The sequence below is a fragment of the Pseudomonas sp. NEEL19 genome (assembly GCF_028751975.1).
Lineage (GTDB): Bacteria > Pseudomonadota > Gammaproteobacteria > Pseudomonadales > Pseudomonadaceae > Aquipseudomonas > Aquipseudomonas juntendi.
The window spans coordinates 4,362,761-4,378,208 of record NZ_CP081491.1; the positions used below are offsets into that span (position 1 = coordinate 4,362,761).

18 protein-coding genes are annotated in these 15,448 nt (G+C 63.9%); 9 read left to right on the forward strand and 9 right to left on the reverse strand.

The genetic code is table 11. The features are described 5' to 3' along the window. Nucleotides 1–8: 8 nt before the first annotated feature. From K4A76_RS19405 to K4A76_RS19420, 4 genes are all read right to left on the reverse strand, one after another. Nucleotides 9–920, reverse strand: a complete 912-nt coding sequence (locus K4A76_RS19405; RefSeq protein WP_009682675.1) for an SDR family oxidoreductase — start codon at nt 918–920, stop codon at nt 9–11. Between the two features lie 114 nt (nt 921–1,034). Beyond that, nucleotides 1,035–1,940, reverse strand: a complete 906-nt coding sequence (locus K4A76_RS19410; RefSeq protein WP_054913570.1) for an alpha/beta fold hydrolase — start codon at nt 1,938–1,940, stop codon at nt 1,035–1,037. 176 nt (nt 1,941–2,116) lie between these two features. After that, entirely contained in the window at nt 2,117–2,803 is a 687-nt protein-coding gene (locus K4A76_RS19415; protein ID WP_054906051.1) for an LrgB family protein, read from the reverse strand. Continuing rightward, complete coding sequence (locus K4A76_RS19420; protein ID WP_274410960.1) at nt 2,793–3,179, reverse strand: CidA/LrgA family protein; 387 nt, start codon at nt 3,177–3,179, stop codon at nt 2,793–2,795. The genes K4A76_RS19415 and K4A76_RS19420 overlap by 11 nt, the downstream gene beginning before the upstream one ends. Nucleotides 3,180–3,275: 96 nt before the next feature. On the opposite strand from K4A76_RS19420, the gene K4A76_RS19425 reads away from it, so the two are divergent. Further along, nucleotides 3,276–4,172, forward strand: a complete 897-nt coding sequence (locus K4A76_RS19425) for a LysR family transcriptional regulator (RefSeq protein ID WP_029886899.1) — start codon at nt 3,276–3,278, stop codon at nt 4,170–4,172. A 69-nt stretch (nt 4,173–4,241) separates the two neighbouring features. Here the strand turns inward: K4A76_RS19425 and K4A76_RS19430 are convergent, their stop codons facing one another. Next, a complete protein-coding gene (locus K4A76_RS19430) occupies nt 4,242–4,697 on the reverse strand; it encodes a flavodoxin (RefSeq protein WP_274410961.1) in 456 nt (151 codons plus the stop codon). 127 nt (nt 4,698–4,824) lie between these two features. Here K4A76_RS19430 and K4A76_RS19435 point away from each other — a divergent pair, with 127 nt between their 5' ends. Then, entirely contained in the window at nt 4,825–5,253 is a 429-nt protein-coding gene (locus K4A76_RS19435; protein ID WP_009682668.1) for a PAS domain S-box protein, read from the forward strand. 59 nt (nt 5,254–5,312) lie between these two features. Next, on the forward strand, nt 5,313–5,930 hold the full coding sequence (locus K4A76_RS19440; protein ID WP_274410962.1) for a hypothetical protein: 618 nt from the start codon (nt 5,313–5,315) through the stop codon (nt 5,928–5,930). Here the strand turns inward: K4A76_RS19440 and K4A76_RS19445 are convergent. Continuing rightward, entirely contained in the window at nt 5,915–6,835 is a 921-nt protein-coding gene (locus tag K4A76_RS19445; protein WP_274410963.1) for a MerR family transcriptional regulator, read from the reverse strand. The genes K4A76_RS19440 and K4A76_RS19445 overlap by 16 nt on opposite strands. Nucleotides 6,836–7,050: 215 nt before the next feature. Between K4A76_RS19445 and K4A76_RS19450 the strand changes: the two genes are divergently transcribed. The 4 genes from K4A76_RS19450 to K4A76_RS19465 are packed head-to-tail and all read left to right on the forward strand — an operon-like array spanning nt 7,051 to nt 9,021. Next, nucleotides 7,051–7,611: an antibiotic biosynthesis monooxygenase gene (locus K4A76_RS19450; protein WP_274410964.1), complete on the forward strand. Its 561-nt coding sequence runs from the start codon at nt 7,051–7,053 to the stop codon at nt 7,609–7,611. A 33-nt stretch (nt 7,612–7,644) separates the two neighbouring features. Further along, nucleotides 7,645–8,382 carry a dihydromonapterin reductase gene (gene folM / locus K4A76_RS19455; protein WP_009682663.1) on the forward strand — a complete coding sequence of 246 codons (738 nt, stop codon included), beginning with the start codon at nt 7,645–7,647 and terminating at the stop codon, nt 8,380–8,382. A gap of 8 nt (nt 8,383–8,390) precedes the next feature. Continuing rightward, nucleotides 8,391–8,687, forward strand: coding sequence for a DUF1244 domain-containing protein (locus tag K4A76_RS19460; protein WP_009682662.1), 297 nt, complete (start codon nt 8,391–8,393; stop codon nt 8,685–8,687). Further along, nucleotides 8,680–9,021 carry a HopJ type III effector protein gene (locus K4A76_RS19465; RefSeq protein ID WP_009682661.1) on the forward strand — a complete coding sequence of 114 codons (342 nt, stop codon included), beginning with the start codon at nt 8,680–8,682 and terminating at the stop codon, nt 9,019–9,021. The genes K4A76_RS19460 and K4A76_RS19465 overlap by 8 nt, the downstream gene beginning before the upstream one ends. A gap of 118 nt (nt 9,022–9,139) precedes the next feature. Here K4A76_RS19465 and fabV read toward each other — a convergent pair whose 3' ends face one another. Continuing rightward, nucleotides 9,140–10,351, reverse strand: coding sequence for an enoyl-ACP reductase FabV (gene fabV / locus K4A76_RS19470; protein ID WP_029886896.1), 1,212 nt, complete (start codon nt 10,349–10,351; stop codon nt 9,140–9,142). Nucleotides 10,352–10,602: 251 nt separating this feature from the next. Between fabV and K4A76_RS19475 the strand changes: the two genes are divergently transcribed. After that, entirely contained in the window at nt 10,603–11,781 is a 1,179-nt protein-coding gene (locus K4A76_RS19475) for an acetyl-CoA C-acetyltransferase (RefSeq protein WP_009682659.1), read from the forward strand. A gap of 133 nt (nt 11,782–11,914) precedes the next feature. On the opposite strand, the gene K4A76_RS19480 is transcribed toward K4A76_RS19475, so the two are convergent. Next, on the reverse strand, nt 11,915–12,739 hold the full coding sequence (locus K4A76_RS19480) for a 5-methyltetrahydropteroyltriglutamate--homocysteine methyltransferase (RefSeq protein ID WP_274410965.1): 825 nt from the start codon (nt 12,737–12,739) through the stop codon (nt 11,915–11,917). A 224-nt stretch (nt 12,740–12,963) separates the two neighbouring features. Here K4A76_RS19480 and K4A76_RS19485 point away from each other — a divergent pair, with 224 nt between their 5' ends. Continuing rightward, nucleotides 12,964–14,451 (forward strand): methylenetetrahydrofolate reductase C-terminal domain-containing protein, encoded by a 1,488-nt coding sequence (locus K4A76_RS19485; protein WP_054913842.1) that lies wholly within the window; start codon nt 12,964–12,966, stop codon nt 14,449–14,451. Here K4A76_RS19485 and yjiA read toward each other — a convergent pair. Further along, a complete protein-coding gene (gene yjiA / locus K4A76_RS19490; RefSeq protein ID WP_054906238.1) occupies nt 14,411–15,388 on the reverse strand; it encodes a GTPase in 978 nt (325 codons plus the stop codon). The two genes, K4A76_RS19485 and yjiA, sit on opposite strands and share 41 nt — an antisense overlap. Nucleotides 15,389–15,448: the final 60 nt, after the last annotated feature.

Below are 15,448 nucleotides of genomic sequence, written 5' to 3' on the forward strand. Positions count from 1 at the left end.
CAATGGCCTTACAACGGGTATTTCTGCAGGTTGGCCATCATCTGCTGCAGTGCCTGCAAGCTGTCCTGCGGGTGCACTGCCCCTTCGAAATCACCAATGTGCTCCCACTGCTGCGCGACCTGCTCGGGCGTGAAGCCTTCGCGCGGGTCGAAACCCACCCCCAGGCTACGCTCCCAGCGCACCTTGCCGATCCAGCCCCCGCCCACCTCGAACAGCTCGCCACTGCCCTGGCACTGCTCGCTGCCCAGGTACACCACCAAGGGGCTGACCAACTCCGGCTTGAGCCGTTCGAACACCTGCGGGGGAATCAGCCCTTCCGTCATGCGCGTACCGCCGGTTGGTGCAATGGCGTTGACCAGGATGCCGTGCTTGCGCCCTTCGATGGCCAAGGTACGGGTAAGCCCGTACAGGCCCAGCTTGGCCATGCCGTAATTGGCCTGGCCAAAATTACCGTAGATGCCAGAGGTGGATGCCGTGAATATCACCCGCCCCCAGTTCTGCTCACGCAGGTGTGGCCAGGCCGCGCGGGTAACTTTGTAGGCGCCTTCGACATGCACCTGGTAAACCTGCTCCCAGTCGCTGTCGTCCATCTTGTGGAAGGTCTTGTCACGCAGGATCCCGGCGTTGTTCACCACGACATCGACGCGGCCATAGCTGTCCAGGGCCTGCTCGACAATGCGGGCACCCTGGCTGACCGAGTCATGGTTGGCAACTGCACTGCCCCCGGCGGCGCGAATCTCCTGCACCACCCGATCAGCAGCGCTGGCGCTGGCGCCCTCCCCGTGGGTGGAACCGCCGAGGTCGTTGACCACCACCTTGGCCCCGCGGGCGGCGAACAGCAGCGCGTGGGCACGGCCCAGGCCGCCACCGGCGCCGGTAACGATCACCACACGATCTTGCAGAAGTACAGGCTCGCTCATGCCAAGGGCTCCAGGCAGGTTCAGGTCAGCCGAGTGTCTGCCGCCGGCGGCAAGCAGACAATCAAGCTCACGCAGGCTGAATGCCTGGTGATAACGCCGGGCCATGAGGCCCGCTCAGGACCACGCCACTTTCGCCTGGCAAAAGCTCAGCGGTTGCTCACGAAAGGCCAGGTAATGCCGCAGCACCTGCACCGGCGCCTCGGTGTGCGGGTAGTGGCCTATACCCTGCAGCTGCACGGTGTCTGGCTGTGGCACCAGTTGCCGGTAACGCTCAAGCATGTGCGCGCCGGACAATGGGTCGACCATGCCGTTGATCAGCCGCAGGGGCACACCTGGGCACTGCATGGCCGCAACCCAGCGCTCACGGTGCAGGCGGCGCTCCAGCAGGTAGCCCACCAGCTTATGCAGCACGCGCGTACCGCGGTTGGCGGCGATCAGGCTCCAGAAATCGTCCAGGGCACTCTCGCTCGGGTGGGTGCAGGGGCCATGGACCTGGGTCATGTTGCGCACCAGGTCGTCACGCCCGAAGGAGCGACCCACCAGCCAGCCGAAGCGGCTCAGCAGCAACTTCTGGATCAGCAGCAGGTGACAGCTTTCGGCGAACAGGCCACTGTTGAGAAATACGCAGCTGGCTACCTCGGCGCGCTGCTCATGGTGCCGCGCCAGCAACTCCTGAGCGACGCTGCCGCCATAGTCGTGAGCCAGCAGGTGCACCGGTTGGTCCACCTGCAAGTGGGCGAGCAGCGCCTGCTGCAGGTCGGCTTGCTCGATCAGGCTGTAGGCGTGGTCGACCGGTTTGGCCGAATCGCCAAAACCGAGCATGTCGCAGGCAATCACCCGAAAGCGCTGCGTCAAAGGCCCCCACAGGTAATGCCAGTCCCAACTGGCGGTGGGGAAGCCGTGTAAAAGAAGCAGGGGCTCTCCTTGCCCTGCGGTCCAGTAGCGGATGCTCTGGCCCCGGAATGTGAAGCTCTGTCCCCGGGTACGCCAGACGCACAATGGAATTTCGGCCAAAGGCATCAGAAGTAACCCGGTTAAGTGGTGTGGACTGGATAGGGCAAGGCTGCGGTCATTGCATGTCACCTCGGCACTTTCATGTGCTCTCTATGTCGAGGGTGAGTCTAGCCAGCCCTACCAGGGGTGGAACTTGCGTTGCCAGCCAGCTTGATGACTGAGCGAGTCAGTGGCACGAACGGTCAGAGCAACATGGCCAGCAGCGGTGCCGCGAACAGGTTCAGCAGCCCGGTCAGGACCATGACCAGGCCGGCCACCGAGCCTTCCTCGCGGCCCACTTCCTGGGCCCGGCTGACCCCGGCACCGTGCGCGCCCACGCCGAACAATGCCCCCCGGGCCAACGGCGTGCGCAGCGGCAACCAACGCAGCAGCACGCCACCGAACATGGCACCGAGCACCCCGGTGAACATCACGAACACTGCCGTCAGCTCGGGCACACCGCCCAGGTCATGGGCCAAGGGCATGGCGAAGGGCGTGGTGATGGAACGCGGCACCAGCGACAGGCTGGTCGCACTGTCCAGCGCCAGCAGGTGCGCCAACCCCCAGGAACTGGCGATGGAGGCACTGCTGCCCGCCAGCATGCCGACCAGCAACGCCGGCCAATGCCGGGCGAGCATGGCCCGCTGCTGCCAGATCGGCACGGCAAAGGCCACGGTCACCGGGCCGAGCACGCCCATCAGCCAGTGGGTATTGCGCGCGTACTCGGCATAGGCGGTGTGCAGCGGCACAGCCACCGCCAGCAGCAATACCGGCACCAGAATCAGCGGCGACAGCAGGTAGCGCTTGCTGCGCCGGTACAGCCAGCGGCTGCCCAGGTAAGCCAGCAACGTCAGCGCCAGCCAGAACAACGGCATGGGTTCAAGGCTCATGGCGCATGCTCCAGCGGCACACAAGTTCGACGGTCAGGGCCGTCACCACCATCACCATCAGCGTGCTCACGGCGATCACCAGCAGGATGCGCCAGCCCTCGTCCCGGATCAGCGCGCCGTAGTCCAGCAGGCTCATCAGTGCAGGAATGAAGAACAGCAGCATTTCGGCCATCAACCAACCGGCGCCCAGTTGCAGCATGGCTGGCTTCAGTGCCCCCACGGCGAACAACAGCAACAGCAGCGCCAGGCCCATGACCCCGCCGGGAATAGGCCAGCCCAGCCAAGTGGCCAGCTGGCCACCCAGTGCAAACAGGGCATACAGGGTCGCCAGCTCGGCAAGCAGGCGCAGCAGTTTTTTCAGTAACGCGGGTATCATGGCGGTGTTCCTCGACAGGCCCTCATTTTAAGTTTTGGCTGCCTAGGCCAGAAGCGAATTGTTAGACTGGCTACCATTCCATAATGGAATTGGCACATGGAATTCAAACAGCTGCGCAGCTTTATCGAAGTGGTGCACCGAGGCGGCTTTACCCAAGCCGCACAGACCCTGCACATCAGTCAGTCGGCCGTCAGCAAGCAAGTGGCGCAGCTAGAGCAAGATGTGGGCCAGCCGCTGCTGGAACGCCAGGCATCACACCTGCACCTGACCGCCGCCGGGCGCATCGTGCTTGAGCGCGGCGAGGCCCTGCTGCGCCAACGCCAGGCGCTGCTCAACGAATTGGACGATCTGAGCCAGATGGAGCGTGGCGAACTGCGCCTGGGCTTGCCGATGCTGGGCAGCGATGCGCTGTTCGCCGGTTTGTTCGCCGAATACCGGCGGCGCCACCCGAACATCGCCATCCAGTTGGTGGAGGGCGGCAGCCGCAGCATCGAGCAGGCCGTCAGAAGTGGCGAGCTGGAGCTCGGTGGCAGCCTTACGCCCAGCGACGACGGGTTCGAATACCAGCCGTTCTGCAATGAGCCGCTGGATGCCCTGCTACCGGCGGGGCATGCGTTGGCAGGCCTGGGCGGGGTGCACCTGAAGCAGTTGGCCGCAACGCCGTTCCTGCTCTACCAGCGCAGTTTCGTGCTCAATGACCGTTTGGTGAAAGCCTGCCAGCAGCAGGGCTTCACCCCGACGGAAGGCGGGCGCAGTGGCCAGGCGGATTTCCTGGCAGCGCTGGTCGCGGCAGGCCAGGGCGTGGTGCTGCTGCCCCGGGTGGTGGCAAAAGCCCTGGAACGCCCTGGTGTGGTGCGTATGCCCCTGCGCTCACCGGGAGACCTGCGCTGGGACATTGCCTTCATCTGGCGGCGTGGCGCGTATTTGTCGCGGGCCGCGCAAGCGTGGTTGGCGCTGCTGCGCGAATGGCCGGTACCCGGCAGCGAAGCATAAATCGGGGTCTGGCTGGCAGGTCTGCCCGGGCACTCCCTGCGGCAGGCCCATACTTGCTAAACCTGACCGTCAGCCTTTCAAGGCATCAGCCAACTTGGCCAGCCACGGCTCGGCATCCGTTTCAGGGGTCACCGTCTCGCTGGCATCCAGTTGAAGCATCGGCTGCACCTCGCGCACGCCCAGCTCGGCAAACAGCTCGCGCAGCTGTTCGCCACCCCCGCAGTAGGTATCGCCATAGCTGGAATCGCCCAGCGCAATCACTGCACCCGGCAGGCCACGGAAGGCCGCTGGCAGGCTGTCACGCAGGCTGCTGTACAAGGGCATGAGGTTGTCCGGCAGCTCACCCATACCGGTAGTCGATGTCACGGCCAGCAGGGCCTGCGGGGCAAAACCTTCAAGGTCCTGCAAAGTGGCACGTGCGGCGTGCCAGGCTTTGTAGCCGGCGGCGTTGAGCTTCGTTTCTGCATGACGGGCGACTTCTTCGGCGGTGCCATAGACCGATCCGGAAATAATGGCGACTTTCATCGGGTAGAGGATTCCGAAACTGAGTGAAAACGTAGGATACTAGCATTCAGCGCTGGCAAAAGGCCGCCTCTGCCAAAGCCGCCTGCTACAGCACGTCCGTTTTTACTGCCTGCCGTATGGCCTGAACATGATCAACGCAAAACTGCTGCAATCGATGGTCGACGCATCCCATGACGGGATCGTGGTTGCCGAACAGGAAGGCGACGACACCATCCTCATCTACGTCAACGCCGCGTTCGAACGCCTGACCGGCTACAGCCGGGACGAAATACTCTACCAGGATTGCCGCTTCCTGCAGGCTGACGACCGTGACCAGCTCGCGCGTGCGCGCATTCGCAAAGCCTTGGCCGAACGCCGCCCGTGCCGGGAAGTGATGCGCAACTACCGCAAGGATGGCACTGCCTTCTGGAACGAGCTGTCGATCACGGCGGTAAGGAACGACGCCGAGCGACGTACCTACTTCATCGGCATTCAGAAGGACGTCACCCGCCAGGTGGAAATGGAGCGAGAGCTGGCCGAACTGCGCGCTCGTCTGAAAGCCGACGAACGCACCTGAACCAAGCCCCCCGGTTACGGTCAACTACGTTGAAGAAATCGCCACCACCGAGTTCGATCATGCAAGCAGACGCCCTTCTTACCCAGGACGAGCTGGATTTCATTCAGAGCATGCAGCATTCGCCCAACCTGAACCTGGCCGACTCGATGTCGAGCCTGCAGGTCAATGGCGACCGCCGCATCCAGAGCTTGCTCACCCGCCTGGTGGCCAATGAACAAGTGACCTTGCAGGCGCAATTCAACAACCAGCAAATCAGCTTCCCGCTGCAACTGGTGGAAGACGAATTCCACGCTTTGCACCTGCAAGTCGGCTCCCCGGAAATCTACGAGGACGGCCCCATGCTGCGGCCATGGCGCCTGTCGCTGGAGCAGCCCAGCGCCCTGCTCGACGGCCGTGGCGCGCCTGGCGGGCTGTGGGTACGGGAAATTTCCTTCAAAGGCGTGCTGGTGGAGCTGCGTGGCCTGCCAAGCGCGCCGGCACGTTTCGACCTGCGCTTCGCCCCCGGCAACATCCAGCCGATCGAACTGCAGGGTGTGCTGGGCCGGCGTATTGGCCCGGACCTGGCAGCGTACGACCTTGGCCAAAGCCCAGCGGAAGAAATCGAACGCCTGCGCGACTACATCCTGCAGGCCCATTGCCGCGCCCACCCCGAACTGCACACTCAGGTGTCCAGCTGACCTGCCAGGCACTGGCGCAGACGCTGACGCATCACCCCGCCCTGTGCCCCCAGGCAAACCAGGGCGCCGCTGGCCTGGTCCGTTGCCTCTCCCGCCAGCAATAACGCGCAGCCCAGCACCGACGCCAGCCGCTTCAGATAGCGGCTGACCTCTGCAGTGAGCGGCTGGTGGGAAAACAGCACGAGGGCGTCTGGTTTCATGCGTTCGCAGACCAGCGCCAGCTCTTGCAGGGGCTGCCCACACACCAACGGCGTCACGCCAACCTCGTCACTGCCCAGCAGCAGGCTGGTGACCAGCAGTTCAAGCTCATGGCATTGCCCCGGCAAGGGCACCAGCAGCACGTTGTGGCGACGCGGCGCAACCGCCAGCTGCAAACGCGTGAACACCCGCCCGCGCAAAAACTGGTCAAAAAACAGCCACTCGCTGGTCTGGCCGTAGCCGCCATGGCGCACGGCCAAGTCGTGCCACACCGGCATGAAAACCTCAGCGAAAACCTGATCGAGCGTGCTGGCGGCAAACACCTCCTCATAAAGGCGGCCCAGCCCTGGCAGGTCAAAGCGTTGCACTGCCACGCGCACCTGCTGCTGCCAGCCTAGCGAGCTGTCCACTGCGCGCGCGGCCTGCCCGGCAAGCGCCTGGCTGCGGGCAAGGATGCTGCCCACCTTGCTGACCGCCACGCCGCGCTCCAGCCAGCCGAGGATACTGCGGATATCGTCGATGTCGCCCTGGGAATACAGGCGGTGGCCGCTGTCGGTGCGGATGGGCTGGATCAGACCGTAACGGCGCTCCCAGGCGCGCAGGGTTACCGCATTGACGCCAGTCAGGCGGGAGACTTCACGGATCGGAAACAGCACTTGCTGCTCGAAGCTCGCATCGCCCCCCGGCTTGCGTCCCAGTTCGCTCATCTGCACGGCATCCTGTGTGCTGGAATAGAGGGCCTAGTCTACTACGACAGCGCCGGGCACAGGTTGCGACCATTTGCCGGCTGACAGTTGCCACACAGCACAACTGCGCGATAATCCGCGCCCGATTCTTGCATGTTCGCCTGCGTCGCCCACCACCCCGGGCCACGCAGCCAAGGGGCCGGCTACCCGCCAGCCCCGTTGCCAGGAGATACACAATGTCTACCCCACCCGTTACCCTGATGGTGTCGCGCCGCGCCGCAGATGGCCGCTACCAGGACCTGTTGGCCTGGCTGCATGAGGGCGAACAGCTGGCCACTGACTTCCCCGGCTACCTGGGCTCGGGCATTCTCGCCCCACCCCACGATGGCGACGAATTCCAGATCATTTTCCGCTTCAGCGATGAGCCCACCCTGCATGCCTGGGAGCATTCCGCCTCGCGGAGGGCCTGGTTGCAGCGCGGCAATGGCCTGTTCGAGCGCCCCAAAGAGGCGCGCGTCAGTGGCATTGACGATTGGTTTGGCGCCAGTGCGGTGCAGAAACCGCCGCGCTGGAAACAGGCCGTGGCCATTTGGCTGGCGTTCTTCCCAGTGTCGTTGGCGTTCAACACGGCGTTCGGCCACTGGCTGGCCGCACTCGACCTGGTACCACGGGTACTGCTCAGCACCCTGGCCCTCACGCCACTGATGGTGTACCTGTTCATCCCGTTGTCCACCCGCCTGCTGGCCGGTTGGCTACAGCCCTCTTCGGCCACCGCGGGCGCCCTGCGCAGCCGCTGAGGCCAGGCCGTACAATGGGCAAACAGTTCGGGTATGCTGGGCGGCAACCACAGGACAGACAAGTTGACCGCCCCGAACATGAACAGCCCAATTCTCGTTACCGGAGCCAGCCAGCGCGTCGGGCTGGCCCTGGCCCTTGAACTGGCACAGGCCGGCCATACGGTGGTCAGTGCCAGCCGTACCGTACAGCCACAGGCGGCCCACCCGAACATCGTGCAGTTCCAGGCAGACCTGTGCCGGGCAGACGACCGCCAGGCGCTGATCGACTACCTGGTCGAGCATTACGACGGCCTGCGCGCCATCATCCATAACGCGTCGTTGTGGCTGGACGATGGCCTGGACAACCTCGAGACCATGTTCCGCCTGCATGTAGAGGCGCCCTACCACCTCAACCTGGCCTTGGGCGAAATGCTGGCCAAGCAGGACAAGGCCGACATCATTCACATCTGCGACGAAACGTCGTCGCGCGGCAGCAAGAGCCACATTGGCTATGCCGCCACCAAGGCTGCGCTGCAGAACATGGTGCTGTCGTTCGCTGAAAAATATGCGCCCAAGGTGCATGTGAACGGTATCCTTCCAGGGCTGCTGATCCTCAAGGAAGGGGGTGACGAAGCCTACCGCCAGCACACCTTGAAAAAGGCCCTGCTGGAGTTCGAACCCGGCGCCGGGCCACTGATCGAGACGGTCAAGTACCTGCTCGCCAGCCAGTACAGCACCGGCAGCCAGGTGGTCATCAATGGTGGCCGCCACCTGAAGAACCGCATGACGTGAGAGCCCACATGACCCCACAGCAACAGCTTGAACTCGAAGCCGCCGCGTTCCGGCGCCTGGTCGACCATTTGCAGAAACGCACCGACGTGCAGAACATCGACCTGATGAACCTGTCCGGCTTCTGCCGCAACTGCCTGTCCAAGTGGTACAAGGCTGCGGCTGACGAGCGTGAGCTCGACCTGAGCCTGGATGACGCCCGCGAAGCGGTGTACGGCATGCCTTATGCCCAGTGGAAAGCCCAATACCAGAAAGAAGCCAGCGCCGAGCAGCAAGCGGCGTTCGAAAAAGGAAAACCTCGTGACTGATCTAGATACCCTGCGCGCCAGCCTGGCCAGCGGCCAACATGCCTTTGCCGACACCCTGGCGTTCATTGCCGAGCACTACAGCTATCAGCCGCAGGCGTTCAACAATGGGGGTGTCGAGAATGCCGCCGGGCAGAACGAAGGTTCGTGCAAAACCTTGGGCCTGGCAGTGCTTGAAGGGCTGAGCGATCAGGAAGCGTTGCTGGCTTTCGGCGAGCACTACCGGGATGTGCTGGCCACGCCTGAGGGCAGTGACCATGGCAATATCCGGGCGCTGATCAAGCACGGCCTGGCCGGTGTGACGTTTGCTGCGCCGCCACTGTCGCGCAAGGCTTGAGATTGCCGGGGCTGCTTTGCAGCCCATCGCCGGCAAGCCAGCCCCGACACAGGCCTTGAAGGCACCGCTGTCGAAATGGGAGCTGGCGTGCCAGCGATGAGGCCAGCACGGTGTGAAATTACAGCTCGACGCAGTCGAACTTCACATCGGTGGCTACGTCTTCGTCGTAGTTGACGTCAGCGCGCTCAAAGCCGAACAGGTTGAGGAACTGCTTCTTGTAACCGGCGTAGTCGGTCAGCTGGAACAGGTTCTCGGTGGTCACCTGCGGCCACATGGCCTTGCAGGCATCCTGCACGTCGTCGCGCAGTTCCCAGTCGTCCAGGCGCAGGCGGGCCTTCTCGTCCACTTCGGCCGGGGCGCCATCGGCACGGTACATGCGGTCGCGGAACATGCGGTCCAGTTGGTCCTGGGTACCCTCGTGCACACCCTTTTCCTGCATGATCTTGAAGACCATCGACAGGTACAGCGGCATCACCGGAATGGCCGAGCTGGCCTGGGTCACCACCGACTTCAACACCGCCACGTTGGCGCCGCCCTTCACTTCAGCGGCCAGCTTCTTGTCCAGGCGCAGCGCGGTTTCATCCAGGTCCTGCTTGGCCTGGCCCAGGGCCCCGTGCCAGTAGATTGGCCAGGTGATCTCGGTGCCGATGTAGCTGAAGGCAACGGTACGGGCACCCTCGGCCAGTACGTCGGCGCCCGCCAGGGCGTCGATCCACAGTTGCCAGTCCTGGCCACCCATGACGGTAACGGTATCGGCGATTTCCTGCTCGGTGGCCGGCTCGATGCTGGCCTCGATGATGGTGTCCTTGTTGGTGTCGATGGCAGTCGACTTGTACGGCTGGCCGATCGGCTTGAGTGCCGAGCGGATCACTTCACCGGTCTGCGGCAGCTTGCGCACCGGCGAGGCCAGCGAGTAGATGACCAGGTCGACCTTGCCACCCATTTCGTTCTTGATCAGCTCAATGACCTTGGCGCGGGCTTCGTCGGAGAAGGCGTCACCGTTGATCGACTTGCTGTACAGGCCCTCGGCCTTGGCGAACTTGTCGAAAGCCGCAGCGTTATACCAGCCAGCGGTGCCGGCCTTGGTTTCGGTGCCTGGCTTTTCGAAGAATACGCCCAGGGTGTCAGCCTTGAAGCCGAACGCTGCAGTAATGCGTGCTGCCAGGCCATAGCCACTGGAAGCACCGATGACCAGGACCTTCTTCGGACCATCCTCGCGCACGCCCAGCTTGCGGGTGGCTTCGATCTGGTCACGGACGTTGAGCTCGCAGCCCTTCGGGTGAGTCGTGGTGCAGATGAAACCGCGAACCTTAGGATGAATGATGGCCAATGTCTGTACCTCGTCAGGTTTATGCTGGGGAAGCGCCACATGGGCGTTTCCTGTTGATCAGAGGGTGAGACTACCCCCGCAGGTTATCCGACACATATTACGGGGTGATCCGGACGATGCAAAACCGGGGTGGACCGCTGCGCGGCCATTCATTTGCTTTTCACATCAATCTCAAAGAAAAACAAACTTAACAAATGAGCCCAGGGCACCGATGCTTGAAGCCCTACGCCCACCGCACGGAGAACAACAACATGAACGACGTGGTCATCGTCGCCGCAACCCGTACCGCCATTGGCAGCTTCCAGGGTGCCCTGGCCAGCGTGCCTGCGGTCGACCTCGGCGCCGCCGTGATCAAGCGCCTGCTGGAGCAGACCGGGCTGGACCCGGCGCAGGTCGACGAAGTCATCCTCGGCCAGGTGCTGACCGCCGGCGCCGGGCAGAACCCGGCGCGCCAGGCCGCGATCAAGGCCGGCCTGCCCTTCAGCGTACCGGCGCTGACCCTGAACAAGGTATGCGGCTCGGGCCTGAAAGCCCTGCACCTGGCGGCCCAGGCCATCCGCTGCGGTGACGCCGAGGTGGTGATTGCCGGGGGCCAGGAGAACATGAGCCTGGCCCCCTATGTGATGCCCTCGGCCCGCACCGGCCAGCGCATGGGCCATGGCCAGCTGATCGACAGCATGATCACCGATGGACTGTGGGATGCCTTCAACGACTACCACATGGGCATCACTGCCGAAAATCTGGTGGACGAGTACGGCCTCAGCCGTGAACAGCAGGATGCCTTTGCCGCCGAGTCGCAACGCAAGGCACTCGCTGCCATCGAGGCCGGCCGCTTCGATGCGGAGATCACCCCTGTCGTGCTGCCGCAGAAGAAGGGCGAGCCGAAAGTGTTCGCCCGTGATGAGCAGCCGCGCCCGGACACCACTGCCGAGTCGCTGGGCAAGCTGCGCGCAGCGTTCAAGAAAGACGGTAGCGTCACCGCTGGCAATGCCTCCAGCCTGAACGACGGCGCTGCCGCCGTACTGCTGATGAGCGCCACCAAAGCCGAGGCCCTGGGCCTGCCGGTGCTGGCGAAGATCGCCGCTTATGCCAGTGCCGGGGTAGACCCGGCGATCATGGGCATCGGCCCGGTTGCGGCGACGCGGCGCTGCCTGGACAAGGCCGGCTGGCAGTTGAGCGAACTGGACCTGATCGAAGCCAACGAAGCCTTTGCTGCACAGGCACTGGCCGTGGGCAAGGCGCTGGAGTGGGATGCGGCACGGGTCAATGTAAACGGTGGGGCGATTGCCCTGGGCCACCCGATTGGAGCGTCCGGCTGCCGGGTGTTGGTGACCTTGTTGCACGAGATGATCAAGCGCGATGCCCACAAAGGCCTGGCGACCTTGTGCATTGGCGGTGGCCAAGGTGTTGCACTGGCTATCGAACGTTGAGCGGCGTTTGAGTTGAGCAGGCCCGGCCTGTTCGCGGGCTTGCCCGCTCCCACGGTAGCGCAGGTTTCAAAACATGCGCTGTACCTGTGGGAGCGGGCAAGCCCGCGAACAGGCCGGCACAAGCAGCAGATGATCAAGCCGCGACTCGGTACTGCTCCAGCGAGGCGGCCAGCGCAGCCACTTCGCGGCACTTCTGCACAGCCACCTCTAAGGTGCCATGCGCCAACGAACAGGCCGGCGCCAGCCACAGCCGCGCCCCCAGGCGCTCATGGGCGTCTTGCAACAGCCCCAGGGCATTGTCCAGTTCGCAAGGCGCGCCATCGCGGCCATCAACCAGCCCCAGCGACAGCACTTTGTAGGCCGGCAGGCGGTCAAGGATGGCCTGGTACTGTGCGGGCGCCTGCACCAGATCGATGTGCAGGCCATCGACTGGCAGGTTGGCGGCCAGGCCAAGGTTGCCATCCAGGCCACCGGCGTACGTGGCAATCAACTTCTTCAATGGTGCACGCTGCAGGATGTTGTAGACGCGCTCGAAGGCGTTTTTCCAGTCCTGTGGCAGGTCGTGGGCGAGGATCGGTTCGTCGATCTGGACCCATTCGGCGCCCAGCGCAGCCAAGCGGTTGAGGGCCTGATCATACAAGGGCAGCAAGCGATCGAGCAGTTCCAGCTTGTCGAAGTCGGCGTTGCGGGCCTGGCCCTGCCACAGGTAGGTCAACGGGCCAATCACGACAGGCTTGATGGCATGGCCCAGCGCGTTGGCATGCTCCACCTCTTCGAACAAGGGTTCCCAGTTGAGGGCAAACGGCTGGTCATCGGTGCCCGGCAGGTGGCCATATTGGCTGGTTTCGCCGACGGGCAGCAGTGCGATACCGGCGTCCTTCTGCACTTGCCAGTGGCGGGCCCGCAGTTCGCGGTCGCCGCCAATGTGTGGAAAGCCCAGGTTGTGTGCCAGTGCCATGTGTCGCCCCTCAGCATGCTCAAATTGATGAGGGGATTTTCCAGTGGATCGTGGGGTTGAGACAAACTCATAAAATTTGAGATGAACCCAAGAAATTCTCATGATCCTGAGGGCGCAGGGGCCGACCCATGTCTTGTTCAGAGCACCAGCCTGCGCATCCGGACATGACCTCCTGCCCCTTCTGCCGCACAATGCCACCCTGACCACACCAGGTGCCCGGCCTCATGAGCCTGCTGAAAACCGCGCTGCGTGAACACCATTTCGTCTGTGTCATGGAGTTTGTGCCCAAAGCCTCTGCAGAACGCTTCGCTGCGATGCAAGCGATCATGGACCGTGCGCAGCTGTGCGGCTGGCCAATGACCGTGGCCATCGGCGACCGCGTCGGCAGCCCGCTGGACATGTCGCCGCTGGACGCCCTGGCCTCGTTCGACCGCCCGGTGCCGGCCCTGCCGCATTTCTCCGGCAAGGACCGCGAACGCCACCACTTGCTCGCGCAATTGCAGCGCATGGAGGCGGCCGGCCTCGACCAGTTGCTGCTGCTGACCGGTGACCGTTTGCCTGGGCATGAACCCGGCCAGCGCCCGGTGCGCTACCTGGAGTCGGTGGCCGCGCTGCAGATTGCCCGCCAGGCCTGCCCGCACTGGTTGCTGGGCGCGGCGCTGAACCCATTCAAGTACCACGAGGAAGAAGGCGGCGCGCAGTACTTCAAGGCCGAGAAAAAACTGGCTGCGGGGGCCGACTTCCTCACCTTGCAACTGGGCTTCGACGCAGCCAAACACCAGGAAGCCATGCACTGGATGCGCCGCCAGGCCGCGCCCAAACCCATGCTGGCCTGCCTGATGAGCCTCACCCATGGCCGTGCAGCGATGCTCGACCACGTCGCCGGCGTGACCGTTACCCCCTCCATGCGCGAAATGCTCGAAGCAGAAATGGCGCAGTCCAAGGCTTTTGCCCAGGCGCGCAGCGTTGACCGCCTTGCCTTGCAGATCATCGGAACGAAGCTGATGGGTTACGCGGGCGTGCACCTGTCGGGCATTCATGACCTGAAGCAGCTGCTTGCCCTTGAAGCGCGACTGGCGTACTGGCAAACGCACGTCCACACCCTGGAGCAATGGGCGCCGGCCTGGCAAGCCAGTTGGCAAATGCCGGGGCTGCCGGCAGTCACCTTCCATCCCCCCCAGGCCAACTGGCGCCAGGGCGAATCAAGGGTCGATGCCTCGTTCAAGGAAAAAGCCCGCTACCACCTGATGCATGGCATGCATGGGCTGCTGTTCAGCCGCCGCAACAGCCTGAGCAAGGCGTTTGGCTGGGCGGTGCGCCAGCCACTGTGGACCACCCGCCTTGGCGCACAGGTGCTGCACACCCTGGAGCGCAGTGTTAAGCGCCCGTTGGTTGGCTGTGATACCTGCGGCCGCTGCCGCCTGGAAGACACCTTGTACACCTGCCCGGAAACCTGCCCCAAGGGCCTGGCCAATGGCCCCTGTGGGGGCACCGCGCTCAACCGCTGCGAGTTCGGCGACCGCGAGTGCATCCACAGCATCAAGTACCGCACGGCCAAGGCCGTGGGGCAAACCGCTGTGCTGAGGGAGCGGCTGATCCCCTGCATCGAGGAGCAAACGCGCCACCGCAGCTCGTGGCCGCAGTGGTTCGCGCCACCCTCGCCGCGCCGGGTCAGCCCTCAGCCAGCGCCTCGAACCCAGCCCGAATCGTAGCCTCGGGCAGGTCATCGGCAATGAAGACCATCACGCTTTCGCGGGTTTCGCCTTCGGCCCACTCGGCGTCCCAGTCGAAGCCATACAGCTTGAGCACACCCTGGAACACCAGCTTGCGGTCCTCGCCGGCAATGTTCAGCACGCCCTTGTAACGCAGCAGCTGTTTGCCATGGGTTTCCAGCAGGTCGTTCATGAAGCCGCTGAGGCGGTCGATATCCAGCGCGGCTTCGGTACGCAGCACCAGGGTGCCGATACGGTCGGGGGTGGCTGGCTTGAGCACCGGGCGCAGCGAGGGTTTCAGGTTTGCGCCCAGGTCGGGGTTGAGGTTGAAGCCGCGCACGTCCAGCAACTCTGCCAGGTCGATGCAACCGTGCTCGACCACACGGATCGCCGCCCGCCCGTTGATACGGGCCAGGCGTTCGCGTAGGGCCTGGACCGCAGCCGGCTCGACGAGGTCGGTCTTGCTCAGCAACAGGCGATCGGCAAAGCCGACCTGGGCCTGGGCGATGGTCTGGGTCAGATGCAACTCGGCATGCTTGGCATCGACCAGGGTGATGATGCCGTCGAGGATGTAGCGCTCGCGCAGTTCCTCGTCGATGAAGAAGGTTTGCGCCACCGGCGCCGGGTCGGCCAGGCCGGTGCATTCGATCACCAGGCGGTCGAAGGCGATTTCGCCGGCATCCAGGCGCTCGAGCAGCAGGTACAAGGCGCGGGTCAGGTCGCCGTGAATGCTGCAGCACACACAGCCGTTGGCCAGGGTCATCACCTGCACCGGCTGGTCGCCCAGCAACTGGCTGTCGATGCCGGCGTCGCTGAATTCGTTTTCGATCACCGCCAGCTTCAGGCCGTGCTCGGCCTTGAGCATGTGTTTGAGCAAGGTGGTCTTACCGGCGCCGAGGAAGCCGGTGAGGATGGTTACGGGAATGGGCGTCTGCACGCAGAACATCTCCTGTGCGGAAAAAACACTGGCCCCATCGCCGGCAAGCCAGCTCCCACA